Here is a 21,491-nt window from a genome sequence, read left to right as displayed (position 1 = left end):
GCCCTCAGCGCCAGCGGGCGCCCCACTGCTTCGACTCACCGGCGGGGGAAATTGCCTGGGGCACGCCGAGCGGGTTGTCGTCGCGGAGGGCTTCGGGCAGGAACGCGGCGGGCGCGTTCTGGAACGCGACGGGTCGCAGGAAGCGGGTGATCGCCGCGGTGCCCACCGAGGTGCTCGTGTCGTTGGAGGTGGCGGGCCACGGGCCGCCGTGCTGCTGCGCGGGGGTGACGGCCACACCGGTCGACCAGCCGTTGAAGAGCACGCGGCCCACCTGGCGGCTCAGCGCGGCGACGAGGGCGCGGAGCTCCTCGGCGTTTGCGGTCTCACCCGTCGCCTCGGCTGCGCTGAGGTGCAGCGTGCCGGTGAGGTTGCCCTCGTAGAACTCGGGCATGAGGGCCGCGAGATCGGTGCCATCAGGAGTTTCGACCAGGATCGCGAGCGGGCCGAAGGCCTCCTCGACGAGCGCCTCCTTGCCGCGGCGGAAGTCGTCGAGCGACACAGTGACGACCGTGGGGGTGGCCCAGCCCTGTCCCGCCTCGTCGAAGCGGATGCCACCCGGAACCACGGCGCTCACGCCGGGTGAGGCGAGGATCGCGGTGCGACGCTCTTCGAAGCTGCGGGCGATGCGCGGGTCGAGCAGACGGTGCTCGGCGAGGAAGTCGCGGGCCGCGGCGGTGATCGCCGCAGGAAGCGCCGAGCCTGCCGGCACGAACACGAAGCCGGGCTTGGTGCAGAGCTGGCCGGCCGAGCCCGAGACGCTGGTGAGGAAGCCCTGGGCGATCTCCTCGGCGCGCTCGGCGATGGCGTCTGCCGTGACGAACACCGGGTTCACGCTGCCGAGTTCACCGTAGAACGGGATCGGGGCAGGACGGGATGCGGCGATGTCGGCGAGCAGACGGCCCACGCCGATCGAGCCGGTGAACGCGCCGGCCTTCACCCGCGGATCCTTCAACACTGCGACGCCAGCCTCTCGGCCATGGATGAGGTGGAAGACGCCCGGGGGCATGCCTGCCGCGGCGAGCGCTTCGCGCGCGACCTCGGCGGTTGCGTCGGAGAGTTCGGGGTGGCCGGAGTGCGCCTTCACGATGAGCGGGCAACCCGCAGCGAGGATCGAAGCGGAGTCTCCGCCCAGCACCGAGAACGCGAAGGGGAAGTTCGAAGCCGAGAAGTTGATGACGGGGCCGAGCGGCAGCAGCGTGCGGCGCACGTCGGGTCGCACGCCGAGTGCGAAGTCGGCGTCGGCGGGGTCGATGCGGGCGTCGAGGTAGCCGCCATCGACGAGGGTGTCGGCGAACAGTCGCAGCTGCACGGCCGTGCGCACCACTTCGCCGTTCAGGCGGGCCTCCGTGAGCCCGGTCTCGCGCATCGCGATCTCGACGAGGCGCTCTTTCGCGGCTTCGAGTGCGTCGGCGACTGCCACGATCGCTCGGGCGCGGTCGGTGGGGGCCGTAGCGGCGAAAGCGGGCGCGGCTGCGGCGGCTGCGGCGACGACGGCCTCGAGTTCGGGGGAGAGCGCTTCGTTGGTCATGGGGAGATTGTGCCACGCGCGCGCATGCCGTGTGCCGCCGGTCTGCACAGTTGCAGGGTGGGGAGCCGTGCGGGCCTGATAGCGCAACGCCCCTGCGGCCGAAATGATCCGGCCGCAGGGGCGTTGCGCGAGTGCAGGTTGCTTAGGCGACCTTGGGCTGCTGCTGCGTGATGCAGTGAATGCCACCGCCGCGCGCGAAGAGCGGGCGGGCATCGATGCCGACCACGGTGCGACCCGGGTAGACCTCGCGCAGTGTGGCGAGGGCGCGATCGTCTGCGGGATCGCCGAAGGCGCAGGCGAGCACCGCGCCGTTGAGCACGACGTGGTTGATGTAGCTGTAGTCGACGAAGCCTTCTTCGTCGCGCAGCGTCTCAGGTGCGGGCATGTCGATGATCTCGAAGCCTGCGGAGGTGTCGGTGCGGTACTGCTCGGCCACGGCGCGGTTGGTCTTTGCGATGACGTGATCGGGGTGCGATTCGGCGTCCTGGCGGTGCATGAGCAGCACCTCGGGCGTTGCGAATGCGGCGAGGATGTCGGAGTGTCCGCGAGTGCCGAAGGTGTCGTGATCGCGGGTGAGGCCGCGGGGCAGCCACATGGCGCTGGTGGTGCCGATGGTGCGTGCGAGTTCGGCTTCGACCTGCTCCTGCGTCCATCCGGGGTTGCGGCCCGGATCGAGCTGCACGGTCTTGGTGAGGATGACGCGGCCGGTGCCGTCGACCTGGATGCCGCCGCCTTCGTTCGTCATCTCGGAGTTGATGAGTTCGGCGCCGGCGGCTTCTGCGACGATGCGGCCGATGTGCTGGTCTTTGTCCCACTGGGCCCAGTCCTGGCCGCCCCAGCCGTTGAAGATGTAGTTCACGGCACCGAGTCGGCCGTCGTCACCGATGACGAAGCTGGGCCCGATATCGCGCATCCAAGCATCGTTGAGGGGCGCGGTGATGCGGTCGATCTGCGCCGAGAGGTACTTCGCTGCGATGTCTTCGTCGCCCGGGTTGACGACGACGGTGACGGCTTCGAACTCGCTGGCGGCGTTCGCGACGGCTGCCCAGGTGGTGCGGGCTTCTTCGACCTCGGCCTCGGTTTCGCCGAGGGTGTAGCCGCTGGTCGGCCACGCGAGCCAGAGCCGCTCCTGCTCGTGTCCCTCGATGGGCATGCGCCAAGTAGTCATGTGGTTGCTCCTTGAATCTCGCGGCGCCACCTCAAAGCAGGCAAGCAGGCCGCTAGCGTGCCAGTTTACCTGGCGCGTGAGGGCTGTGTCTCGGTCGGCGCGGTGACGGGGTGCCGGGTTGCGGGACCGTGGGGTCGTCCCTCACCGTTCGCGCACCGATCGACGTTCATGCACAGATTTCTCGGGGATCGGGGTGTTTGAACCTCGATCGGTGCGGGAAGATGGCGCGAGGGGGACGAGGGGGCGGGGGGGGGGGGGGGCGGGGGGGGGGTTGGGGTGGGGCGGCGGATCGCGATCCGCCCCCTTCCGCATAAATCATCTATCACGCTAAGGTTTAGTTGGCGGGCGCAGCTGCCCACCGTTTGACGAACATCCAACGATGGAGATTGCAATGACGCAACACGTTTCCGTGACCGAGGTTTTCGAGCGCATCGCCGATGCTGGCCCGCTGGGCGCTCCGCTGGGCACCTCGACGACGGGCCCCACGCAGACCTGGCTTGAGGAGTTCACCTCGGATTCCGAGAAGGGCGTGCACACCGGTTTCTGGCGCTGCGACCCGGGTGTCTCGGAGTGGGACTTCGCCGATATGGGTGAGGTGATCCATGTGCTGCGAGGTCAAATGGTGGTGACCGAGCAGGGTGGCGAGCCCGTCGAACTCGGCCCCGGCGATGTGGCGTCGTTTCCTGTCGGTTGGAAGGGAACGTGGGAGATTACCGAGGCGCTTGAGAAGTTTTACGTGATGCTCTGAACTGTTGTGCGGGCAGGGGCCGGGGTCGTGAGATCCCGGCCTTTGTCGTCTCGGCGACATCTGCTCGATAAATTCATGCATCTGTGCATGAATTTGTTTCCAATGTGTTGCGATATCGATTTCGTTGCCGCGCATCGCTTGCGATTCAAAATCATCTACATGTAGTTTGTATTTGGCGATCCCGTTGGCGACGGCGGGTGCGCCACTACCAGCAGACGTACAAGGGAGTACTTGCGACCATGTCAGACAATACAACCGTCGTGGAGCACGACGAGGACGCGGCTCATCTCGCGTCCCTCGGCTATTCCTACGACACCACCTTCAAACGAGACATGACCTTCTGGGGCAACGTCTCGCTCGGTTTCACCTACTTGTCACCGATCGCCGGCGTCTACTCGATGTTCGCGATCTCGCTCGGCACCGCCGGGCCTCCCATGGCGTGGGCTGTGGTGATTGCCCTCGTCGGTCAGTTCCTCGTTGCGCTGGTGTTCGGCGAGGTTGTTTCGAACTATCCCGTCTCGGGTGGCGTTTACCCGTGGTCGCGGCGCTTGTGGGGTCGCAAGTGGGCGTGGATGAACGGCTGGATCTACGTGGTCGCGCTCGTCGGCACGATCGCCGCGGTCGCTTACGGCGCGGCTCCCTTCGTGGGTGCGGTGTTCGGTGCTGAGGTGAGCGCCGGCACGACGGTGGCGATTGCGCTGGGCACGCTCGTGGTGGCGACGCTGCTCAACTTCTCGGGCACGAAGGTGCTGAGCTGGGCTGCGACTGTGGGCCTCATCGCCGAGATGATCGGCGCGCTCGTGATCGGCGGCTACCTACTGCTCTTCGGTCGCCAGTGGGACTTCTCGATCTTCTTCGACAACATGGGGATCGGTCTCGACGCCCCCGGTGGCTACCTCGGGGCGTTCGCGGCTGCAGCGCTGATCGGTATGTACGCCTACTACGGCTTCGAAGCCAATGGTGACGTGGCCGAGGAGATCAAGAACCCGAGCTCTGTGGTGCCCCGGGCGATGCGTATGACGCTCTACATCGGCGGTTTCGCGACGATTCTGCTCACCTTCTCCCTGACGCTCGCGGTTCCGAACTTCATGGCGGTCGCCGACGGCGAGGTCGCCGACCCGATCGCGGATCTGCTGCAGCAGGCTTTCGGCCCGGTCTACCCGGTCGCGATGGCGGTCATCGTGATCGCGTTCGTCTCGTGCATCACCAGCCTGCAGGCCGCTGCGACCCGTCTTGTCTACTCGATGAGCCGCGACCACTTCCTGCCGGCGTCGAACTTCCTGTCGAAGTTCAACGAGCGCCGCCACGTACCGACGAACTCGCTGCTCACCGCGGCGTTCTTCCCGGCCATGATCTTGCTGCTCTCGCTGCTGCTCGAGGACGCCCTGACGGCGATGGTGAGCTTCGGCACCGTGGGCATCTACATCGGCTTCCAGATGGTGGTCTTCGCGGCGCTGCGAGCCCGCATCCTCGGCTGGCAGCCGGCGGGCAAGTTCCGGCTCGGTGCTTGGGCGTACCCGGTCAACATCCTCGCGCTCGTGTGGGGGTTGGCTGCGGTTGTCAATATCCTCTGGCCGCGTCCCACGGGCGGCGGCTGGGGCGAGGACTACCTGCTCATCATGACGACCGTCGGCGTTGTCGGCTTCGGCTGGATCTACATGCTGGCCTCGAAGGCGTACGCCAAGGGCGACGCGCCCGCCGGTGACGCGAGCGGGCCGATCCGCACCACGGTCTGATCCCGATTCGCCTCGCAACACACGACGGGAGTCCCGCCGCCCTGCCCCACAGAAGTCGGGGCAGGGCGGCGGGACTCCCGTCTCTCACTAGAAAGGACCCCGATGACCGTCCTCGTCGTCGACCCGACCCCCTTCCTCGCCGTGGGTGAGGAGGATCCGGATGGCCCGCTGATCCCGATGGTGGTGTCACTCACCTTCCCAGGGATGGATGCCCTGTCGCACAGGCTGCAGGACGAGTTCACGCGGATCGCGTTCGACGCGGTGCGCGCGGCGGGCGGCAGGCCGCGGCTCGTCGATTCTGCCGGCGCGCGTCTGGCGTCAGCGGAGGAGGTGCTGGGCGGTGCTGACGGGGTGGTGTTCCTCGGTGGCGGAGATGTCGATCTCGATTGTTACGGCCACGGCGGCCCGCCGCCGGCGAATCTGTACGGTGTGGATCGTCGCGCCGACGATTACTGCATCGGGTTGATCCGCGACGCGGTGGATCGTGATCTGCCGACGCTTGCGATCTGCCGCGGCTCGCAGTTGCTCAATGTGGCGTTCGGAGGCACCTTGATTCCTGACATCGGCAACTGGCCGATGCATAAGGGCGGTCCCGGTGAGGAGCTCTTCATCGACGAAGAGGTCATACTCGAACCCGGCTCAGAGATCGCGCGCATTCTGGGGCGTTCGCGCGCCGTCGTGCGCAACGGCCACCACCAGGCCGTCGCGGAGGTCGCGCCCGCGCTGCGGGCGACGGCACACGCGCACGACGGCATCGTGGAGGCGACGCAGCATCGCGAAGCGGCTTGGGTGCTCGGGGTGCAGTGGCATCCTGAGGAACCGGATGCGGATGCGGCGGATCGGGCGCTGATCTTCGGCGAGCTCGTGCGTCGGGCCGCCTGAGCGCGTTCGGCGGTGCGGCTTCCGTTGTGGCCAACACGCCTTCGCAGGGGTGCACTATGAGTGAATAGTGCACCCCTGCGAAGGCGTGTGCAGGAGGCGGGGACCCTGAGGCCGAAAGCCAACGGTCGCCCGGGTCGGCTACACCGTGGCGGAGGCCGCTTCGAGCACGCCGGGCAGCCACTCGAGCGCGACATCGCTGCCCATGTCCCATGAAGAGGCGTCGTGGCGGCCGTAGTCACCCACCCGTTCGGCGCCCTGCTGCGCGAAGCGGCGGTCGATGTGCTCGCTGCCCTGGCTGTACGTCTCTTCGTAGAAGGTGTCGCCGAGCCCGAACATGGCGTAGCGCACACCGGTGAGATCGGGCAGCGCAGCATCGAAGGCCTCGGCGAACGGGATCGCCGTGTTGGGTAGATCTCCCTCGCCGTGCGTGGAGCACACCACGATGGTGAAGCGCTCGGGGGTGAGCTCTGCCGGGTCGAAGTTCTGCAGGTCGAAGACCTCCACATCGTCGTGGGTCTCGCGCAGCTTCGCGCCGAGATCCTCGGCGATGAGCTCGGAGTTGCCGGATTCGGTGCCGTAGAGAACCGTGAACTTCACAGCTGGTTTCCTCTCAGAAGGAGCGTTGTGCTCGGTGGTCGGGGGTCGAGCCAGGGGCTCGGTGGTCTACGCCCCGCGGGCGATGTCGATCATGCGGTCGTGGTCGGGAAGCTTGCGTCTGACCCGGTCGGAGGCGGCGAGGGAGCGCTCGTGCTCATCGAGCCTGAGCCACTGCTCGTAGCCGATGGCGCGATCGCGCACCTCCGCGGCGAGCCCGTCGAAGCCGAGTGTAGACGGCGAGGCCGACAGCGAGCCGTCCGCCAGGTCTGCCACGATCTCGTCGGAGACGGCCTTCGCGCACGCGCGGTTCTCGGGGATCGCACCGCGCGGTCCCCGCTTTGCCCAGCCGGTGCGATAGAGGCCGGGCTCGACGCGGCCGGTCTCCGCGCCCGCGGCGGTGAGAGCCGCAAAGGCGTGGTCGGGGTGCGCCGCGAAACCGATCGCCGTGACCACAGAGCTTGCGGGCACCACGATCACCTCGTCGCCGGCTGCGAACTCGACGCCCTCGACACGGTGCTCGCCGAGCACCCGCAGCGGGGTCAAGCCGAAACGCAGCGTCACTTCGGGCCCGGTGCAGCGGGGGCGATCCGCTGCAATCAGTTCGCGGATCGCGGCAACGCGCCCAGCCGCAGCTCTGTCGAGCGCCTCGCCGGCATTGCCTGCCTCGATGGGGTCGGGTGAAGAGTAGACGGCGCGGGGGAGTGCCGCGAGTTCTTTCAGCATCTGCGGGTCGCCCTTCGAATCAGGGGCGGCGGAGCGGCTGACAAGGGTGACGCGCTCGGCGGGGGCTGCAAGGTAGGCGTCGAGCGCCTCATCGGCGACGTCGCTGCCCTCGTAGGCGGCGCGATCCTTCACCAGGAAGCGCAGCACATCGAGCGCCACGTTGCCGCCGCCGATGATCACCACATCGGAGCCCAGCGCGGGCAGCGGCGCGGCCGCATCGGGATGGGCGTTGAGGGTGCGCGTGATGGCACCCGCGCCGATGACGCCCGGCAGCTCGGCCCCCGGGATGCCGAGCTCGCGGTCGGCGGTGAGGCCGGTCGCAATCACGACCGCGTCGAACAGTTCGCGCAGCTGCGCGAGGGAGACGTCGCGACCTACCTCGATGCCGCCGGCGAAGCGCACCGCCTCGTGTTGAAAGAGCCTGTCGAACTGCCGCGTGATGGCCTTGGTGTGCTGGTGATCGGCGGCGACGCCGTAGCGCACCAGCCCGAAGGGCGACGCGAGGCGGTCGAAGATGGTGAGTTCGCAGCCCGGCACGGCGCGAAGCAGCGACTGAGCGAGATAGCAGCCCGCGGGGCCGCTGCCGATCACGGCGATCTTCGGGGTCGTGGATGACGACATCGCAGCTCCTTTGCGGTGCGGTGCGGCAGGGGGAGTTTTGGCACAGTGCCACGATCCGGTGCTTCGTTGCAATCCGGTCGATGCCATCAGTGTAGCGCTAAAGATGTGTTGAGTGAATGATTTTTCCTGATATTCCCCAATTGACCCACAGATTCCACTGACGGGCTTGCGGAATAAAACATTCACAGATAACTTATTTACCACCGGCCGCTCGTGAAACTGAGCGGATCAGAATTCGACAAAGGAGTACGGATGACCGGAGAGACGATCCAGGCTGACGTCCCGTATCTCGACATCGCCTCGCCCGAGTTCGCCATGAACTCGGAAGCGGTGCGAGACGCCCGCGAACGCAGTTGGTACGCGAAGACCAACTACGGCTACGGTGTGCTGCGCTACAAGGAGGTCACCGAGTTGCTGAAGCACCCGAGCCTCAACCAGGGCAGCGCGAAGTGGCCCGACCACCACGGTGTGCACTCCGGCATCTTCTATGAGTGGTGGGCGAAGAATCTGCTCGTGCTCGAAGGAGAAGAGCACCACCGCATCCGCCGCCTGCTCAACCCCGCCTTCTCGCCCAGCGTCGCGCGCAAGCTCGAACCCGAGTTCGCTGAGATTGCGAACGAGCTCATCGACGGCATGAAGCAGAAGCACGCCCGCGGCGAGCAGGTCGAATTCGTCGCCGACTTCTCCGAGCCCTTCGCCACCCGTGCACTCTGCGCCATGATGGGCCTCGACCACGACCACTGGCCCTTCATCGCCTCACGCGCCAACACCGTCGGCTACGCGCTCAGCGTGACCATTAAAGAAGACATCGACCGCGTCGACGAGGCCGTACAGGAACTCTACGACTTCGTGGGCCGGCTCATCGACGAACGACGCGAACAGCCCGGCGATGACGTCGTCTCGCGCCTCGTGCAGTTCTCGCAGGCCGACGACAAGCTCAGCGACGCCGAACTGCGCAACGCCCTCGTGCTCATGCTGTTCGGCGGCATGGACACCACGCGCAACCAGATCGGCCTGCTGCTGCAGACCTTCATGCGCAACCCCGAGCAGTGGGAACTGCTCGCCCAGGATCCCGCGAAGTACGCCAAGCCCGCCCTCGAAGAAGGCCTGCGCGTCAACCCCACCACCCGCTGGGTCACCCGCGAAGCCAACGAAGACTTCGAGTTCCACGGCCTCGAAATCGAAAAGGGCACCACTGTGCACCTCTTCACCATGTCGAGCGGCACCGATCCCGAGGCCTTCCCCGACCCCGACATCGACCTCAACGCCGGCAGCGAGCCCGGATCCGAACGCCGCAAGCAGCACCACACCTTCGGCGGCGGTGTGCACCACTGCCTCGGCCACTACATCGCCCGCGCCGACATGAGCGTCGCCCTGCCGCTGCTCGCCCAGGCCTTCACCGACATCTCCTGCCCCGGCGGCGACGAGTGGCTACCCGACTCCGGCAACCACGGCCCCGTGCGCCTGCCGATCACCTTCACCGTGCGCTGACACCGCGCGCCCCGCAGCGGCAACGCCCGCATCGCGGCCCGGGCACCTGATCCGCACTCATGAACGCGGCCGGGACACCTGATCCGCACCCATGAACGCGGCCGGGACACCTGATCCGCACCCATGAACGCGGCCGGGGCACCCGATCCGCACCAGACAGACCTTCCAAAGACGAAAGGAACCACATGTCCGACCTCACAACAGGAGGGCGCTTCGGCGCCGCCCTGCGGGAGATCCTCGCCGACGACACCGCATTCTCGCGGCACCAGGCGGCGAACCTGCGACCCGAGACCGTGCAGGCGCTCGGCGACCGCATCCGCGAGTCCGGCGTCAAATACATCTACTACATGCTGCCCACCCTTGGCAGCCGCACCGTTGCCAAGGTGGTGCCCGCTGAACTCTACGAGCGCATGCTGAAGAAGGGCATCGCTTTCCACCGCACCGCCCTCACCGATCTGCAGACCAGCCGCGAGGGCGAACTGATCGGCGGCGGCGTCGATGCACACGAGTTCTGGGGCCTCCCCGAACCCGAGACCTTCCAGGTGCTGCCCTGGGATACCGAGGTCGGCCGCATCTTCTGCACCGCCTACGATCCGCCCCACCTCGGCGAAGGCGGCGGCCGGCTCGTCGCGCTCGATACCCGTGCCCTCTTCAAGGCCGCGCACCGCGGCTTCACCGAGCGCACCGGCCTCGAACTGCGCAGCGGCCTCGAACCCGAGATGACCTGGATCGGCCCCGGTATCGAACCCATCAGCAAGCAGGATCAGAGCCCCGCCTATCAGGTCGAGAACCTCGAGAAGATGCGCCCCGTCTACAAGAAGGTCATCAGCTACGGCCAGGCGCTCGACTTCACCATGATCCAGGGCGACTACGAAGACGACGGCCAGATCGAACTCAACTGGGACTACGACCGCGCCGACCTCACCGCCGAGCGCATGACCACCTACCGCCAGATCTGCAAGCAGGTGGCACGCGAACTCGGCCTCGAAGCGAGCTTCATGGCCAAGCCCTACAACGGCAAGATGGGCAATGGCTGCCACCACAACCTCAGCCTGTGGCGCGTCTCGGAAGACGGCCCCGCAGAGAATGTCATCGAAGACGGCCGCGTCGAACTGCACGCCACGCAGACTGCGCGCCACGCGATCGGCGGCCTGCTGCTGCACACGCCCGGCTCGATGCTCGTGATGGCCTCCACGGTCAACTCCTACAAGCGCTACTGGGATGCGGGCCAGTTCGCACCCTCAGGGGCCGACTGGGGTCTTGACACGCGCGGCGTCGCGATCCGCATCTCCGCGAACGGTCGCATGGAGTACCGCCTGCCCGATGCGAGCGTGAACCCCTACCTGTCGCACCTCTACCTGCTCGCCGCCATCGAGCACGGTCTCGAAGCGCAGATTGACCCGGGCGACCCGGGCCAGCTCAGCGAAGCCGCGCAGGGCGGCGCAGTGCCGAACACCCTCGGCATGGCCATCGAATCGTTCGAGGCCGACGAGTACCTCATGGGCGCCATGCCCGAAGAGCTCACCCGCATCTTCTTGCAGCTCAAGCGCGACGAATGGGCGCGCTACTGCGGCATCATCACGCAGTGGGAATTCGATCAGTACTGGGAGGCAATTCCGTGACCACCGACAACCGAACCATCAAGCTCGCCTGCATCGACTCAGAGGCGCTGCCGCTCTTCTCCAAGAGCACCGACGGCCGCACCCGAGGCGGCTACGAACCCGAAGCGGCCGCCCTCGTCATGTCGCGGCTCGCCGGAGGATCTGCCGACATCGAATGGGTGATGGTGCCCTGGGAAGAGATGATTCCCGCCGTGCGCCGCGGCGACGCCGACGCCGTCTGGTGCGGCCAAGGCATCACCCCCGAACGCGCAGCGCAGGTCGACTTCACCAAGCCCTACGCCGTGTTCAATGAAACCCTCATCGTGCGCGCCGACGATCCCGCCCGCTCACCTGAGCAGCTGGCAGGCTACAAGATCGGTGCGATCGCAGGCTCCACCAACATGAAGCTCGCCGAGACCTTCCCCGGCGTCGAACTCGTCAGCTTCGGCGCGAGCGACGACGTCTTCAGCGACATGATCGAGGCCACACGATCAGGCGAGATCGACGGCTTCGTCGACGACGACGTCGTGATGATCCCGCTCGGCCAAGAAGACCCCGACTTCGTCGAGGCCTTCACCGTGCAGACCGGCAATCGCTGGGGGATCGGCGTCGAACCCGGCAACGACGCGCTGCGCCAGGAGATCGACCGCGCCATCGAGGATGTCATCGCCGACGGCTCGCTCGAAGCGGTCTGGCGCAAGTGGATGCCGCTGCTCGACTTTCCGCTAGTAGGCGAGGCGTAATGGCGGCCCTCCGCGGCGATCGGATGCCGCGCATCGGCGTGACGGGGATGTGGTCGAACCAGATCCACGGCCTGCGCTTCGACGGCAGCGCGGTCGCCGCGGCGGTGCTGCGTTCCGTGATCCGGGCGGGCGGCGAACCGCTCACCCTGTTCGCCGAAAGCGCGCTGCCGCCGGAGGAACGGCTGCGCGGCCTCGATGCGCTGCTCGTGCCGGGCGGATCGGACATCGACCCGCGCCGTTACGGGCAGGAGCCCGTCGCCGCCGTCTCGCCCGCCGACTTCGCCGAGCAGGACGACTTCGAAGCCGGCATGCTGGCCGCGGCGATCCGGATCGGGGTGCCCGTGCTCGCGATCTGCCGTGGCTTCCAACTGCTGAACATCGAATACGGCGGCACGCTCGTGCAAGACGTTGAAGCCGACAGCCCCCACCGCAACTCAGTGCACGACGTCGAACTCGAAGCAGACTCAGCGCTCGCCGCAGCGATCGGCGCCTCAAGCCTGCCCGTGTCGTCGTACCACCACCAGGCGATCGACCGCGTCGGGGAGGGGCTGCGCGTCACCGGGCGCGCACCCGACGGCGTGGTCGAAGCAATTGAGCACCCCGACGCGCCGCTCATCGCCGTGCAGTGGCACCCGGAGGACAACGCCGCGGCGGACGAGCGCCAGCACGCGCTCTTCGCCTGGCTCATCGAGGAGGCACGGGCGAGAATGGGGCGAGACGCATGACGGCGGCACCGGCAGCCGGGTCGCCCGCCCCGGGGTCGCGGTGCCGCGTGCTGCGGAGCGGAGATCTCGCTCGGCAGGTGGCGGCGGATCAGAAGCAGGCGGTTGAGAACAGAAGGGAAACGGAATGCGCAGTGCACGAGTGCTGGTGATCGAACATCAGCAGAACGCGGGGCTGGGACAGCTATCGGATCGGCTCATCGAACACGGCTTGAACCTCGAGACCGTGGGGCCCGACGCCGGCGCCCCCGTGCCCGAAACGCTCGACGGCTATGACGCGCTGATCGTGCTCGGTGGGGCCATGGGCCCCACCGAAGACGAGCAGGCACCCTGGCTGCCTGCCACCCGCAAACTGCTGCGAGACGGCGTCGAACAGGGAGTGCCGACCCTCGGCATCTGCCTCGGCGCGCAGCTGCTCGCCACCGCCACCGGCGGCCACGTGCGCACCATGCCGGCGGGCCCAGAAGTGGGGCTGCTCGATGTCGGCTTCGCCGCTTCGGCTGCCGGCGATCCGCTCTTCGGAGACCTCGCAGGCACCTCGGTGCCGGCCGTGCAGTGGCACTGGCTTGAAGCCGACAGCCTCCCAGAAGGCGCCCAGCTGCTCGCGTCGAGCCCCGCCTGCCGCAATCAGGCGTTCCGCATCGGAGCTGCGGCGTGGGGAGTGCAGTTTCATCCCGAGGCGCTCGGAGGCACCGCGCAGGACTGGGTGGACGAGGATCGTCAGAGCATCGACGACCTCGGCCTCGAGGAGGCCGTGCTTGTGGGCGACGTGCGCGCGGCCGAACCCCGGCTCGGCGCCGTCTGGCTGCCGATCGCCGATCGCTTCGCCGAGCTCGCCCAGCGCAGCGCCTGATCCGCCCCCCGCGCCGCCCCCCGCGCCGCCCCCCGCGCCGCCCCCCCCGCGCCGCGCCCCGGCCCACGCGCTCCCGTTGAGTCGGTCCCTTTGTGCCGAGCCGGCCTGCAATTCACGCGAATAGCAGGCCGGCTCGATACATTTGAGCCGACTCGGTGAGGCACGAAATGGAGAGGCCGGCTCGACGCGCGAGTTCTAGGCCTCGGCGCGGTAGATCAGGTGCACGTCGGCACCCTCGGGGCCGATCCGCTTGCGGGTCAAGCCATCGAAGCCACCGCCCGTCTCAGGCACAAACACCCCAGAGAGCAGCCGCGACGAGTTGCCCACCAGCACATTGCCGTGACGGCCCACAAGCGCCATCTCGGTGCCGCTGCGCTGCAACAGCGGCAGCAGCTCGGTCTCAAGATCAGCCACCTGAATGTCATTGCCGATCGCGCCCACCCGCACGCCGCCAACACTTGCCGGCACCGTCAGCGTCAGCACGTAGGCCTCAACACCCAGATAGTCGATATAGGGCCCCACCAGCGCCGGGGTGCCCTCGTGGAACGCCCTGATAAACCACTCATGGTGTTCGTAGTCGTAGTAGCGGTCGGCACCGGGCACCACACCGAACGAGTAACGGGCAAAGCGCGTCTCATCCTCGCGCACCCACCACTCCAGATGACCACGCTCGAAGCTCAGCACCGAACGCGCAAAAATCAGCCCGCAGCCATCGACAACAGCATTGTCGGCGAGATAACGCACGGCAAGCCCACGCAGCCGACGCCGCACCGTCTCACCCAGATCGAGCCGGCCCGCCTCATCGAGCGTCAGCAGCGCCGTAAAATCATGCGACAGCTTCTCAAGGTGGGCGAAGCGGTCATGCAACCAGCCGTCAACCCCGGCGATCGCCGCCGAAAGCTCCGCCGCGGTCACGACAGCTCCTCCGAAGCGTCGAGCGCCAGCTTGCCATCAACGATGAGCTGCATGTTTCCCCTGACGTGCTCCACGGCGAGCCGTTCGGCCTCATCGGCCTGCTGCTGCTCGATCGCCATCGCGATCGCGAGATGCTCCGCGAAAGCCTGCTGCACCGAAGCGCGGCAGATCGCATCGCACCACAAGAACGGAGCCAGCTCCGAGTGCAGCCGCTGCTCACCCGACAGCAGCCGGCGCGAATGGCTGAGCACCGCGATCTCGAAGTGGAAACGGCTGTCGGCCAGTGAACGCTCACGACCGTTGCGCCCCTCCCGAGCCTCGAATGCGAACTCCGCGAGCCTCGTTCGCATCCCCGGCTGCGTGCGCTCAGCAGCCAGACGCGCCGCCATCCCGGAGATCGCCGCGTGCTCATCGAAGAAGTCGCGCAACGCCACCAGACTCGTGCGCGCCAACGACGACCGCAGCTCCTGCGGTGACGGAAACGGTGCCTGCACCACAAAGGTGCCGCCGTTGCGGCCCCGTCGGGTCTCGACAATGCCGTGCGCGCGCAGTTCGGCGAGCGCCTTCCGCAGCGTCGCGACCGCAACCCCGAACTGCGTGGCGAGCTCAGCCTCGACGGGCAGGCGCTCGCCTACGGTGAGCACGCCCATAGAGATCGCCGCAGCGATCCGCTGGGCGATCCCGCCGACACTCGGGCCGCCGGGATCGCTCTCGCCGTGCTGAGGGGTTTGCCCCAGCGGGGGTTTCTGCACCCGTGCCCCCGATCAGGATTCGTCGTCGAAGCGGAGCGCGCGCGCGATGAGGCGCTCCTGCTCGACGGCGTGCACCTTCGCCGAACCCGTCGACGGGGCCGCAGAAGCGGGGCGGGAGACCACGCGGATACGATCGTTCGCCAGATGCTTCGAGAGCTCAAGCGAGATGAACGGCCACGCGCCCTGGTTCTCGGGCTCATCCTGCACCCACACCAGCTCAGCGCCGGGGTACTGGGTGAGCACGCGGCCCAGCTGTACGTTCGGCACCGGGTAGAACTGCTCCACCCGCACCAGCGCCACCCGCGGGTCGGGTCGCTTCTCGAGCGCGGCGCGCAGATCGTAGTAGACCTTGCCCGAGACGAGCACCACCCGCTCCACCGCCGCGTGGTTCTCGATCGTGGGATCGTCGAGCACGGGCTGGAAGGTGCCGGTGGTGAAATCTTCGACGGCGGAGGCCGCGCCGCGCAGGCGCAGCATCTGCTTCGGCGTGAATACGATGAGCGGCTTGCGGGGACGCGCGTAGGCCTGACGCCGCAACAGGTGGAAGTAGTTCGCCGGCGTCGAGGGGCGGGCGACGATCATGTTGTCTTCGGCGCAGAGCTGCAGGTATCGCTCGATGCGCGCCGAGGAGTGATCCGGCCCCTGACCCTCGTAGCCGTGGGGGAGCAGCATGACCACCGAGGAGCGCTGACCCCACTTCTGCTCGGCCGCGGCGATGTATTCGTCGATCACCGCCTGCGCCGTGTTGGCGAAGTCACCGAACTGGGCCTCCCACAGCACGAGCGCGTCTTCCCGCTGCAGCGAGTAGCCGTACTCGAAGGCGAGCGCCGCGTACTCGGAGAGCAGCGAGTCGTAGATCCAGAACCGAGCCTGATCGTCGGAGAGGTTGAGCAGCGGGATCCACTCCTGGCCGTTGGCCCGGTCGTGGAACACCGCGTGCCGCTGCGCGAAGGTGCCGCGGCGGGCATCCTGGCCTACGAAGCGCACCGCGGTGCCCTCCATCAGCAGCGAACCGAGCGCCAGCAGCTCGCCGAAGCCCCAGTCGATCCCGCCCTCACGGCTCATCTCGACCCGCTTGTTGAGCAGCTGCTGCAGCTTCTGATGCACCGTGAAGCCCTCGGGCTTGTTGCCGAAGGCGTCACCGATGCGCTCGATCACGGCGCGATCCACCGCGGTCTCCAGCGGTGCCGGCCCGGGGCCGCCCACCTCGGCGACTTCACCGATGCCGCCGGAGCCCACGATCGGAATCGACCCGGTCTGCGCGGCGTGCGTCTCCTGGAAGGCGACCTCGAGGCGATCCTGGAAGTCTTGCTTGGCCTTCTCGTACTCTTCCTCGGTGATATCACCGCGGCCCACCAGAGCGCTCGTGTAGAGACGGCGGGTGGATCGCTTCGCCTCGATGAGGTCAGTCATGAGCGGCTGCGTCATCGAGGGATCGTCGCCCTCGTTGTGACCGCGGCGGCGGTAGCAGACGAGGTCGATGATGACGTCGATGTGGAAGCGCTGGCGGAACTCGTAGGCCAGCTTCGCGACCCGCACCACCGATTCTGGGTCGTCGCCGTTCACGTGGAAGATCGGGGCCTGCACGACCTTGCCGATCTCGGACGAATACACACCCGAGCGCGAATCGAGCGGCAGCGTGGTGAAGCCCACCTGATTGTTGATGATGATGTGGATCGTGCCGCCCGTGCGGTACGCACGCAGCTGCGACATCTGCAGCGTCTCGTAGACGACGCCCTGGCCCGCCATCGCCGCATCGCCGTGCACGAGCACGGGCAGCGTGGTGAAGGAGCCGATGGGCTTCAGATCTTGCTTCGCGCGCACGATGCCCTCGAGTACACCGTCGACGGTTTCGAGGTGTGACGGGTTCGCGGCAAGGTGCACCGGCACCTGTGTGCTGTTCGGGGCGGTGAAGACGCCCGAGGTGCCCAGGTGGTACTTCACATCGCCCGAGCCGGCCTTCTGCGACTGAGCACCCTCGAACTCGCGGAAGATCTGGCCGTAGGTCTTGCCCGCGATATTCGACAGCACGTTGAGGCGACCGCGGTGCGCCATACCGATATCTACGCTGTCGACGCCGTCTTCAGCGGCGTCGATGAGCATCGCATCGAGCAGCGGGATCACGGACTCGCCGCCCTCAAGGCTGAAGCGCTTCTGACCTACGTACTTCGTCTGCAAGAAGGTCTCGAAGGCTTCGGCCTCGTTGAGCTTTTCGAGGATGCGCATCTGCTCGTCGCGGCTGGGCTTCGCGTAGGGCACCTCAAGCTGCTCGCGCAGCCACAGCCGCTGCTCAGGGTCTTGGATGTGCATGTACTCGATGCCGATCTTGCGGCAGTAGGAGTCGCGCAGCACGCCGAGAATGTCGCGCAGCTTCATGGTGCGCTTGCCACCGATGCCGCCCGTGACGAACTCGCGGTCGAGATCCCAGAAGGTGAGGCCGTGATTCTCGATCTCAAGGTCGGGGTGGGTGCGCTGCACGTATTCGAGCGGATCGATGTCGGCCATGAGATGACCGCGCACACGGAAGGAGTTGATGAGTTCTTGCACGCGGGCCGTCTTGTCGACCGCACCCGAAACATCGACGTGGATGTCTGTGGCCCACTGCACGGGCTTGTAGGGGATGCGCAGGGCCGCGAAGATCTGCTCGTAGAAGCGGTGGCCGCCCGTGAGGCGCTCGTGGACGAGCTTCAAGAACTCGCCGGAACCGGCGCCCTGGATAACGCGGTGGTCGTAGGTGCTGGTGAGCGTGATCGTTTTCGAGATGCCCAGGCGCACAAGCACCTCTTCGGATGCGCCCTGGAACTCGGCCGGGTATTCGAGCGCGCCGGCGCCGATGATGGAGCCCTGCCCGCTCATGAGGCGTGGCACCGAGTGCACGGTGCCGATGCCGCCCGGGTTGGTGAGCGAAATCGTGGTGCCCTGGAAGTCCGCGGCACCCAGCTTGTTGTTGCGGGCGCGCTTCACGAGGTCTTCGTAGGCTGCCAGGTACTCGTTGAAGTCGAGGGTTTCTGCGCGCTTGATGCTCGGCACCAGCAGCGAACGGGTGCCGTCGGGCTTGGGTACATCGATGGCGATGCCGAGGCCGATGTGTGCCGGTGCAACGAGTGATGGCTTGCCGTCGATCTCGGCGTAGGCCACGTTCTGGCTGGGGAACTCCTTCAGCGACTGGATCAGCGCCCACCCGATGAGGTGCGTGAACGAGACCTTGCCGCCGCGGCTGCGCCGCAGGTGGTTGTTGATGACGATGCGGTTGTCGATCAGCAGCTTCGCCGGGATGGTGCGCACGCTCGTGGCGGTGGGCACGGTGAGGCTCTGATCCATGTTCTTGGAGAGCGTGCGGGCCATACCGCGCAGCGGAGTGACGGTGTCTTCCTGCTGCACCTCGGTGGCTTCTGAACGGGCAGCGGTGCGCGGCGCATCGGCGGGGATCGGGGTCTCGCGGGGAGCCGCGTTGGTGGTGCGCGCAGGCTGCGTGGAAGTGGGAACCGACCCTGTCGCAGGGGCGGCAGGCGAAACGACAGCGGGCTGCGCGGTGGCCTTCGGCTTGGGCACGGCGGCCGTCGATGCGGCCGGGGCTCCGGAGGACTGCCCGTACTGCTCGAGCACGGGCCACCACGATCGATCTACTGAGTTCTTGTCGAGCTGGTACTGCTTCCAGAGCTCATCGACGAGCCACTCGTTCGCACCGAAATCTCCTGCGGGACCAACCTGACCGGTGGTCTCCGTGCGCTCCGCCAAAGCGACTTCCCTTCGTAGATGTGGTAAGTGGCAACTCGTGGCCCGGACCGGCTCCGTAGCCGGTATCCAATAGACAAGCCTACGCCTTTCGCAGACCCGATGGGCAATGACTCTCAGGAACAACCCTCACTCCCGACTGCTAGGATCGGGAGGGCTATGGACGCAGACTCTCGAAGACCTTCGGACCCCCCGAGTACCTGCCGCGCTGACGCGCGGCCCTCCGCATCGCCGAGGAGCCGCCAGTGAACGACTGGCTCCTGCTCCTGATCGGCATTCTCCTCACCGCAGGCACCGGCATTTTCGTCGCTGCGGAATTCTCCCTCGTCGCCCTCGATCGCCACGATCTCGAACGCCGCCGTGCTGCAGGCCAGCGCGGGCTCGACCGTGTGATTCGCGGGTTGACGCGAACCTCGACGCACCTCTCGAGTGCGCAGCTCGGCATCACCCTCACCACGTTGCTCGCCGGATACACGCTCGAACCATCGATCAGCAGCTTCCTCGATATGCCGCTCGCAGCACTCGGCGTGCCTGAAGGCCTGCGACGCGCTATCAGTGCGCCCCTCGCGGTGGCGCTGGCGACGGTGTTCTCGATGATCGTCGGCGAACTCGTGCCGAAGAACTTCGCGCTCGCCAAGCCGCTCGCCACAGCACGCGTGGTGATGCCGGCGCAGGCGGCGTTCACGACCACGTTCAAGCCCGCCATCGTTGTGCTCAACGGCAGTGCGAACGGCATCTTGCGCGCCATCGGTATCGAACCCAAGGAAGAGCTGTCGGGCGCGCGATCCGCTGAAGAGCTCTCCTCGCTCGTGCGCCACTCGGCAAGCGCCGGCCTGCTTGAAGCCGACACCGCCACCCTGCTCGACCGCACCCTGCGATTCTCAGAGCTCACCGCCGCAGATGTGATGACGCCGCGACTGCGCATCGAAAGCCTCCAGCGTCTCGAACCCGCGCAGGCCGTGCTCGAACTTTCCGGCCGCACCGGCTTCTCGCGTTTTCCCGTCATTGATGAGGATCGCGACGACGTAGTGGGGGTCGTGCACGTGAAGCAGGCCGTCGCCGTGCCCCGCAACAAGCGCGGCGAGGTGCCCGTCGCGGCACTCGCCGAAGATGTGGTGCGCGTGCCAGAGACCATGCACCTCGACCACCTGCTCGAAGCGCTGCGCTCGTCTGGCTTCCAGCTGGGCATCGTGGTCGACGAATACGGCGGCACCGCCGGCATCGTGACCCTCGAAGACCTCGTCGAGGAGATCGTCGGCGAAGTCGCAGACGAGCACGACCGCGCAGCCGCAGGCGTCGTTGGCACCGCCGAGCAAATGACGTTCCCCGCCGATCTGCGCCCCGACGAGGTGCGCGACCAGACCGGCATCGACGTGCCAGACGACGACGCCTACGACACCGTCGCTGGCTACGTACTGCGCGAACTGGGCCGTATCCCCGACCCGGGCGACGAAGTGGCGCTGCCTGATGGCGGCACTCTGCGCGTCGAGCGCATGGACGGGCGACGCATTTCGCGCCTGCGCTACACGAGCCCGCCCATACCCGCAGACGAAGCCGACGGAGCCGGCGAAGCCACTGAGGCCCGCGAAGCAGGGGAGGAGCGCCCATGAGCGACTGGATGGGAATCGTCTGGCTGGTCGTGCTGCTCGCCGCCAACGCCTTCTTCGTCGGCGCTGAGTTCGCCGTTATTTCGGCGCGCCGCTCACAGATCGAACCGCGGGCCGAAGCCGGGTCGAAGCGCGCGAAGACCGCGCTCTACGCGATGGAGCATGCCACGCTCATGCTCGCCACCAGCCAGCTCGGCATCACGGTGTGCTCGCTGCTGATCCTGAACGTCTCTGAGCCTGCGATCCACCACCTGCTCGAGGGGCCGCTCGCCTGGACCGGGCTCCGCCCCGAAGCTGTGTCTATCGCCGCCTTCGTGATCACGCTGCTGCTTGTGTCGTACTTGCACGTCGTGCTCGGTGAGATGGTGCCCAAGAACGCCGCTTTTTCCATGCCAGACCAGGCGGTGCTGCTGCTCGCGCCACCGCTCGTCGCCGTGTCCCGGGTGCTCAAGCACATCATCGCCGCGCTCAACGCGGTCGCGAACGGCACCCTCAGGCTCTTCGGCGTCGAACCGAAGTCTGAAACCACCAGCACCTACACCCTCGAAGAAGTCGCGAGCATCGTCAACCAATCGACTCGCGAAGGCCTCCTCGAAGACCGCAGCGGCACGCTCACCGCGGCGTTCGAGTTCACCGAGAAACGTGCAGAAGATCTGCTCGTACCGCTCGACAGGCTCGTGGTGCTCCCTGCAGGGGCGACCCCGCTCGATGTCGACGCCGCGGTTGCACGCCACGGCTTCTCGCGCTACCCGATCGCGGACCCCGCCGGAGGGCTCGACGGTTACGTGCACATCAAGGATCTGGTGCGGCTCGGCGAAGACCGCATCGCTCAGCCCATTCCGGGCAAGCGCATCCGCGCAATGATGTCGATCCACGCCGGCACCGAGCTGGAAGATGTGCTGGCACGCATGCAGGCCCGTGGCATCCATCTCGCCCGCATCTACGACGGCGACGGCGCAGACCTCGGCGTGGTCTTCCTCGAAGATGTCATCGAAGAGCTGGTGGGTGAAGTTCACGACGCCACACGGCGCAGGCGTTTCGACTGAACGGCGATCCGCGATCCGCAAGC

Annotated in this window: 17 protein-coding genes; 10 read left to right on the top strand and 7 right to left on the bottom strand. The window is 67.1% G+C overall.

Annotation, left to right across the window (positions count from 1 at the left end; genetic code table 11):
* Positions 1–4 precede the first annotated feature (4 nt).
* Both WFI54_RS03940 and WFI54_RS03935 read right to left on the bottom strand, forming a co-directional pair.
* The gene (locus WFI54_RS03940) at positions 5–1,528 is read right to left on the bottom strand and encodes an aldehyde dehydrogenase (NADP(+)) (protein ID WP_336651470.1); all 1,524 of its coding nucleotides are present in this window, start codon (positions 1,526–1,528) and stop codon (positions 5–7) included.
* Between the two features lie 142 nt (positions 1,529–1,670).
* The gene (locus WFI54_RS03935; RefSeq protein WP_336651469.1) at positions 1,671–2,696 is read right to left on the bottom strand and encodes an agmatine deiminase family protein; all 1,026 of its coding nucleotides are present in this window, start codon (positions 2,694–2,696) and stop codon (positions 1,671–1,673) included.
* Between the two features lie 391 nt (positions 2,697–3,087).
* Between WFI54_RS03935 and WFI54_RS03930 the strand changes: the two genes are divergently transcribed.
* The 3 genes from WFI54_RS03930 to WFI54_RS03920 all read left to right on the top strand — a co-directional run bounded on the left by WFI54_RS03930 (position 3,088) and on the right by WFI54_RS03920 (position 6,062).
* A complete protein-coding gene (locus WFI54_RS03930) occupies positions 3,088–3,444 on the top strand; it encodes a cupin domain-containing protein (protein WP_336651468.1) in 357 nt (118 codons plus the stop codon).
* A gap of 239 nt (positions 3,445–3,683) precedes the next feature.
* A complete protein-coding gene (locus WFI54_RS03925; protein WP_026937596.1) occupies positions 3,684–5,180 on the top strand; it encodes an APC family permease in 1,497 nt (498 codons plus the stop codon).
* A gap of 102 nt (positions 5,181–5,282) precedes the next feature.
* Positions 5,283–6,062: a gamma-glutamyl-gamma-aminobutyrate hydrolase family protein gene (locus WFI54_RS03920; RefSeq protein WP_336651467.1), complete on the top strand. Its 780-nt coding sequence runs from the start codon at positions 5,283–5,285 to the stop codon at positions 6,060–6,062.
* Positions 6,063–6,200: 138 nt separating this feature from the next.
* Here the strand turns inward: WFI54_RS03920 and WFI54_RS03915 are convergent, their stop codons facing one another.
* Together WFI54_RS03915 and WFI54_RS03910 are read right to left on the bottom strand one after the other, a co-directional pair.
* Positions 6,201–6,659 (bottom strand): flavodoxin domain-containing protein, encoded by a 459-nt coding sequence (locus tag WFI54_RS03915; protein ID WP_026937598.1) that lies wholly within the window; start codon positions 6,657–6,659, stop codon positions 6,201–6,203.
* A 66-nt stretch (positions 6,660–6,725) separates the two neighbouring features.
* Positions 6,726–8,003, bottom strand: a complete 1,278-nt coding sequence (locus WFI54_RS03910; RefSeq protein ID WP_336651466.1) for an FAD-dependent oxidoreductase — start codon at positions 8,001–8,003, stop codon at positions 6,726–6,728.
* Positions 8,004–8,255: 252 nt separating this feature from the next.
* On the opposite strand from WFI54_RS03910, the gene WFI54_RS03905 reads away from it, so the two are divergent.
* The 5 genes from WFI54_RS03905 to WFI54_RS03885 all read left to right on the top strand — a co-directional run bounded on the left by WFI54_RS03905 (position 8,256) and on the right by WFI54_RS03885 (position 13,413).
* Positions 8,256–9,494, top strand: a complete 1,239-nt coding sequence (locus WFI54_RS03905; protein WP_336651465.1) for a cytochrome P450 — start codon at positions 8,256–8,258, stop codon at positions 9,492–9,494.
* Between the two features lie 185 nt (positions 9,495–9,679).
* Positions 9,680–11,116, top strand: a complete 1,437-nt coding sequence (locus WFI54_RS03900; RefSeq protein WP_336651464.1) for a glutamine synthetase family protein — start codon at positions 9,680–9,682, stop codon at positions 11,114–11,116.
* On the top strand, positions 11,113–11,838 hold the full coding sequence (locus WFI54_RS03895) for a substrate-binding periplasmic protein (RefSeq protein WP_336651463.1): 726 nt from the start codon (positions 11,113–11,115) through the stop codon (positions 11,836–11,838). The genes WFI54_RS03900 and WFI54_RS03895 overlap by 4 nt, the downstream gene beginning before the upstream one ends.
* Positions 11,838–12,563: a gamma-glutamyl-gamma-aminobutyrate hydrolase family protein gene (locus WFI54_RS03890; protein ID WP_026937603.1), complete on the top strand. Its 726-nt coding sequence runs from the start codon at positions 11,838–11,840 to the stop codon at positions 12,561–12,563. The genes WFI54_RS03895 and WFI54_RS03890 overlap by 1 nt, the downstream gene beginning before the upstream one ends.
* 124 nt (positions 12,564–12,687) lie before the next feature.
* Positions 12,688–13,413, top strand: a complete 726-nt coding sequence (locus WFI54_RS03885; protein WP_035733492.1) for a type 1 glutamine amidotransferase — start codon at positions 12,688–12,690, stop codon at positions 13,411–13,413.
* A gap of 195 nt (positions 13,414–13,608) precedes the next feature.
* Here WFI54_RS03885 and WFI54_RS03880 read toward each other — a convergent pair whose 3' ends face one another.
* The 3 genes from WFI54_RS03880 to WFI54_RS03870 are packed head-to-tail and all read right to left on the bottom strand — an operon-like array spanning position 13,609 to position 18,818.
* On the bottom strand, positions 13,609–14,328 hold the full coding sequence (locus WFI54_RS03880) for a cache domain-containing protein (RefSeq protein ID WP_035733496.1): 720 nt from the start codon (positions 14,326–14,328) through the stop codon (positions 13,609–13,611).
* Positions 14,325–15,080, bottom strand: coding sequence for a FadR/GntR family transcriptional regulator (locus WFI54_RS03875; protein WP_336651462.1), 756 nt, complete (start codon positions 15,078–15,080; stop codon positions 14,325–14,327). Before WFI54_RS03875 ends, WFI54_RS03880 begins: the two co-directional genes overlap by 4 nt.
* A gap of 12 nt (positions 15,081–15,092) precedes the next feature.
* On the bottom strand, positions 15,093–18,818 hold the full coding sequence (locus tag WFI54_RS03870) for a multifunctional oxoglutarate decarboxylase/oxoglutarate dehydrogenase thiamine pyrophosphate-binding subunit/dihydrolipoyllysine-residue succinyltransferase subunit (RefSeq protein WP_336651461.1): 3,726 nt from the start codon (positions 18,816–18,818) through the stop codon (positions 15,093–15,095).
* Positions 18,819–19,060: 242 nt separating this feature from the next.
* On the opposite strand from WFI54_RS03870, the gene WFI54_RS03865 reads away from it, so the two are divergent.
* Together WFI54_RS03865 and WFI54_RS03860 are read left to right on the top strand one after the other, a co-directional pair.
* Positions 19,061–20,425: a hemolysin family protein gene (locus tag WFI54_RS03865; protein ID WP_336651460.1), complete on the top strand. Its 1,365-nt coding sequence runs from the start codon at positions 19,061–19,063 to the stop codon at positions 20,423–20,425.
* Positions 20,422–21,468: a hemolysin family protein gene (locus tag WFI54_RS03860; protein ID WP_336651459.1), complete on the top strand. Its 1,047-nt coding sequence runs from the start codon at positions 20,422–20,424 to the stop codon at positions 21,466–21,468. Before WFI54_RS03865 ends, WFI54_RS03860 begins: the two co-directional genes overlap by 4 nt.
* Positions 21,469–21,491 lie beyond the last annotated feature (23 nt).

It is taken from the genome of Leucobacter sp. MMO-125, from assembly GCF_037148395.1.
Taxonomy (GTDB): Bacteria; Actinomycetota; Actinomycetes; order Actinomycetales; family Microbacteriaceae; genus Leucobacter.
This window is presented reverse-complemented; position numbering and strand designations above follow the sequence as displayed.

Coding starts and splice junctions, on each gene's coding strand:
- WFI54_RS03940 (WP_336651470.1), bottom strand. CDS start 1,528: ATGACCAACGAAGCGCTCTCCCCCGAACTCGAGGCCGTCGTCGCCGCA.
- WFI54_RS03935 (WP_336651469.1), bottom strand. CDS start 2,696: ATGACTACTTGGCGCATGCCCATCGAGGGACACGAGCAGGAGCGGCTC.
- WFI54_RS03930 (WP_336651468.1), top strand. CDS start 3,088: ATGACGCAACACGTTTCCGTGACCGAGGTTTTCGAGCGCATCGCCGAT.
- WFI54_RS03925 (WP_026937596.1), top strand. CDS start 3,684: ATGTCAGACAATACAACCGTCGTGGAGCACGACGAGGACGCGGCTCAT.
- WFI54_RS03920 (WP_336651467.1), top strand. CDS start 5,283: ATGACCGTCCTCGTCGTCGACCCGACCCCCTTCCTCGCCGTGGGTGAG.
- WFI54_RS03910 (WP_336651466.1), bottom strand. CDS start 8,003: ATGTCGTCATCCACGACCCCGAAGATCGCCGTGATCGGCAGCGGCCCC.
- WFI54_RS03905 (WP_336651465.1), top strand. CDS start 8,256: ATGACCGGAGAGACGATCCAGGCTGACGTCCCGTATCTCGACATCGCC.
- WFI54_RS03900 (WP_336651464.1), top strand. CDS start 9,680: ATGTCCGACCTCACAACAGGAGGGCGCTTCGGCGCCGCCCTGCGGGAG.
- WFI54_RS03890 (WP_026937603.1), top strand. CDS start 11,838: ATGGCGGCCCTCCGCGGCGATCGGATGCCGCGCATCGGCGTGACGGGG.
- WFI54_RS03885 (WP_035733492.1), top strand. CDS start 12,688: ATGCGCAGTGCACGAGTGCTGGTGATCGAACATCAGCAGAACGCGGGG.
- WFI54_RS03860 (WP_336651459.1), top strand. CDS start 20,422: ATGAGCGACTGGATGGGAATCGTCTGGCTGGTCGTGCTGCTCGCCGCC.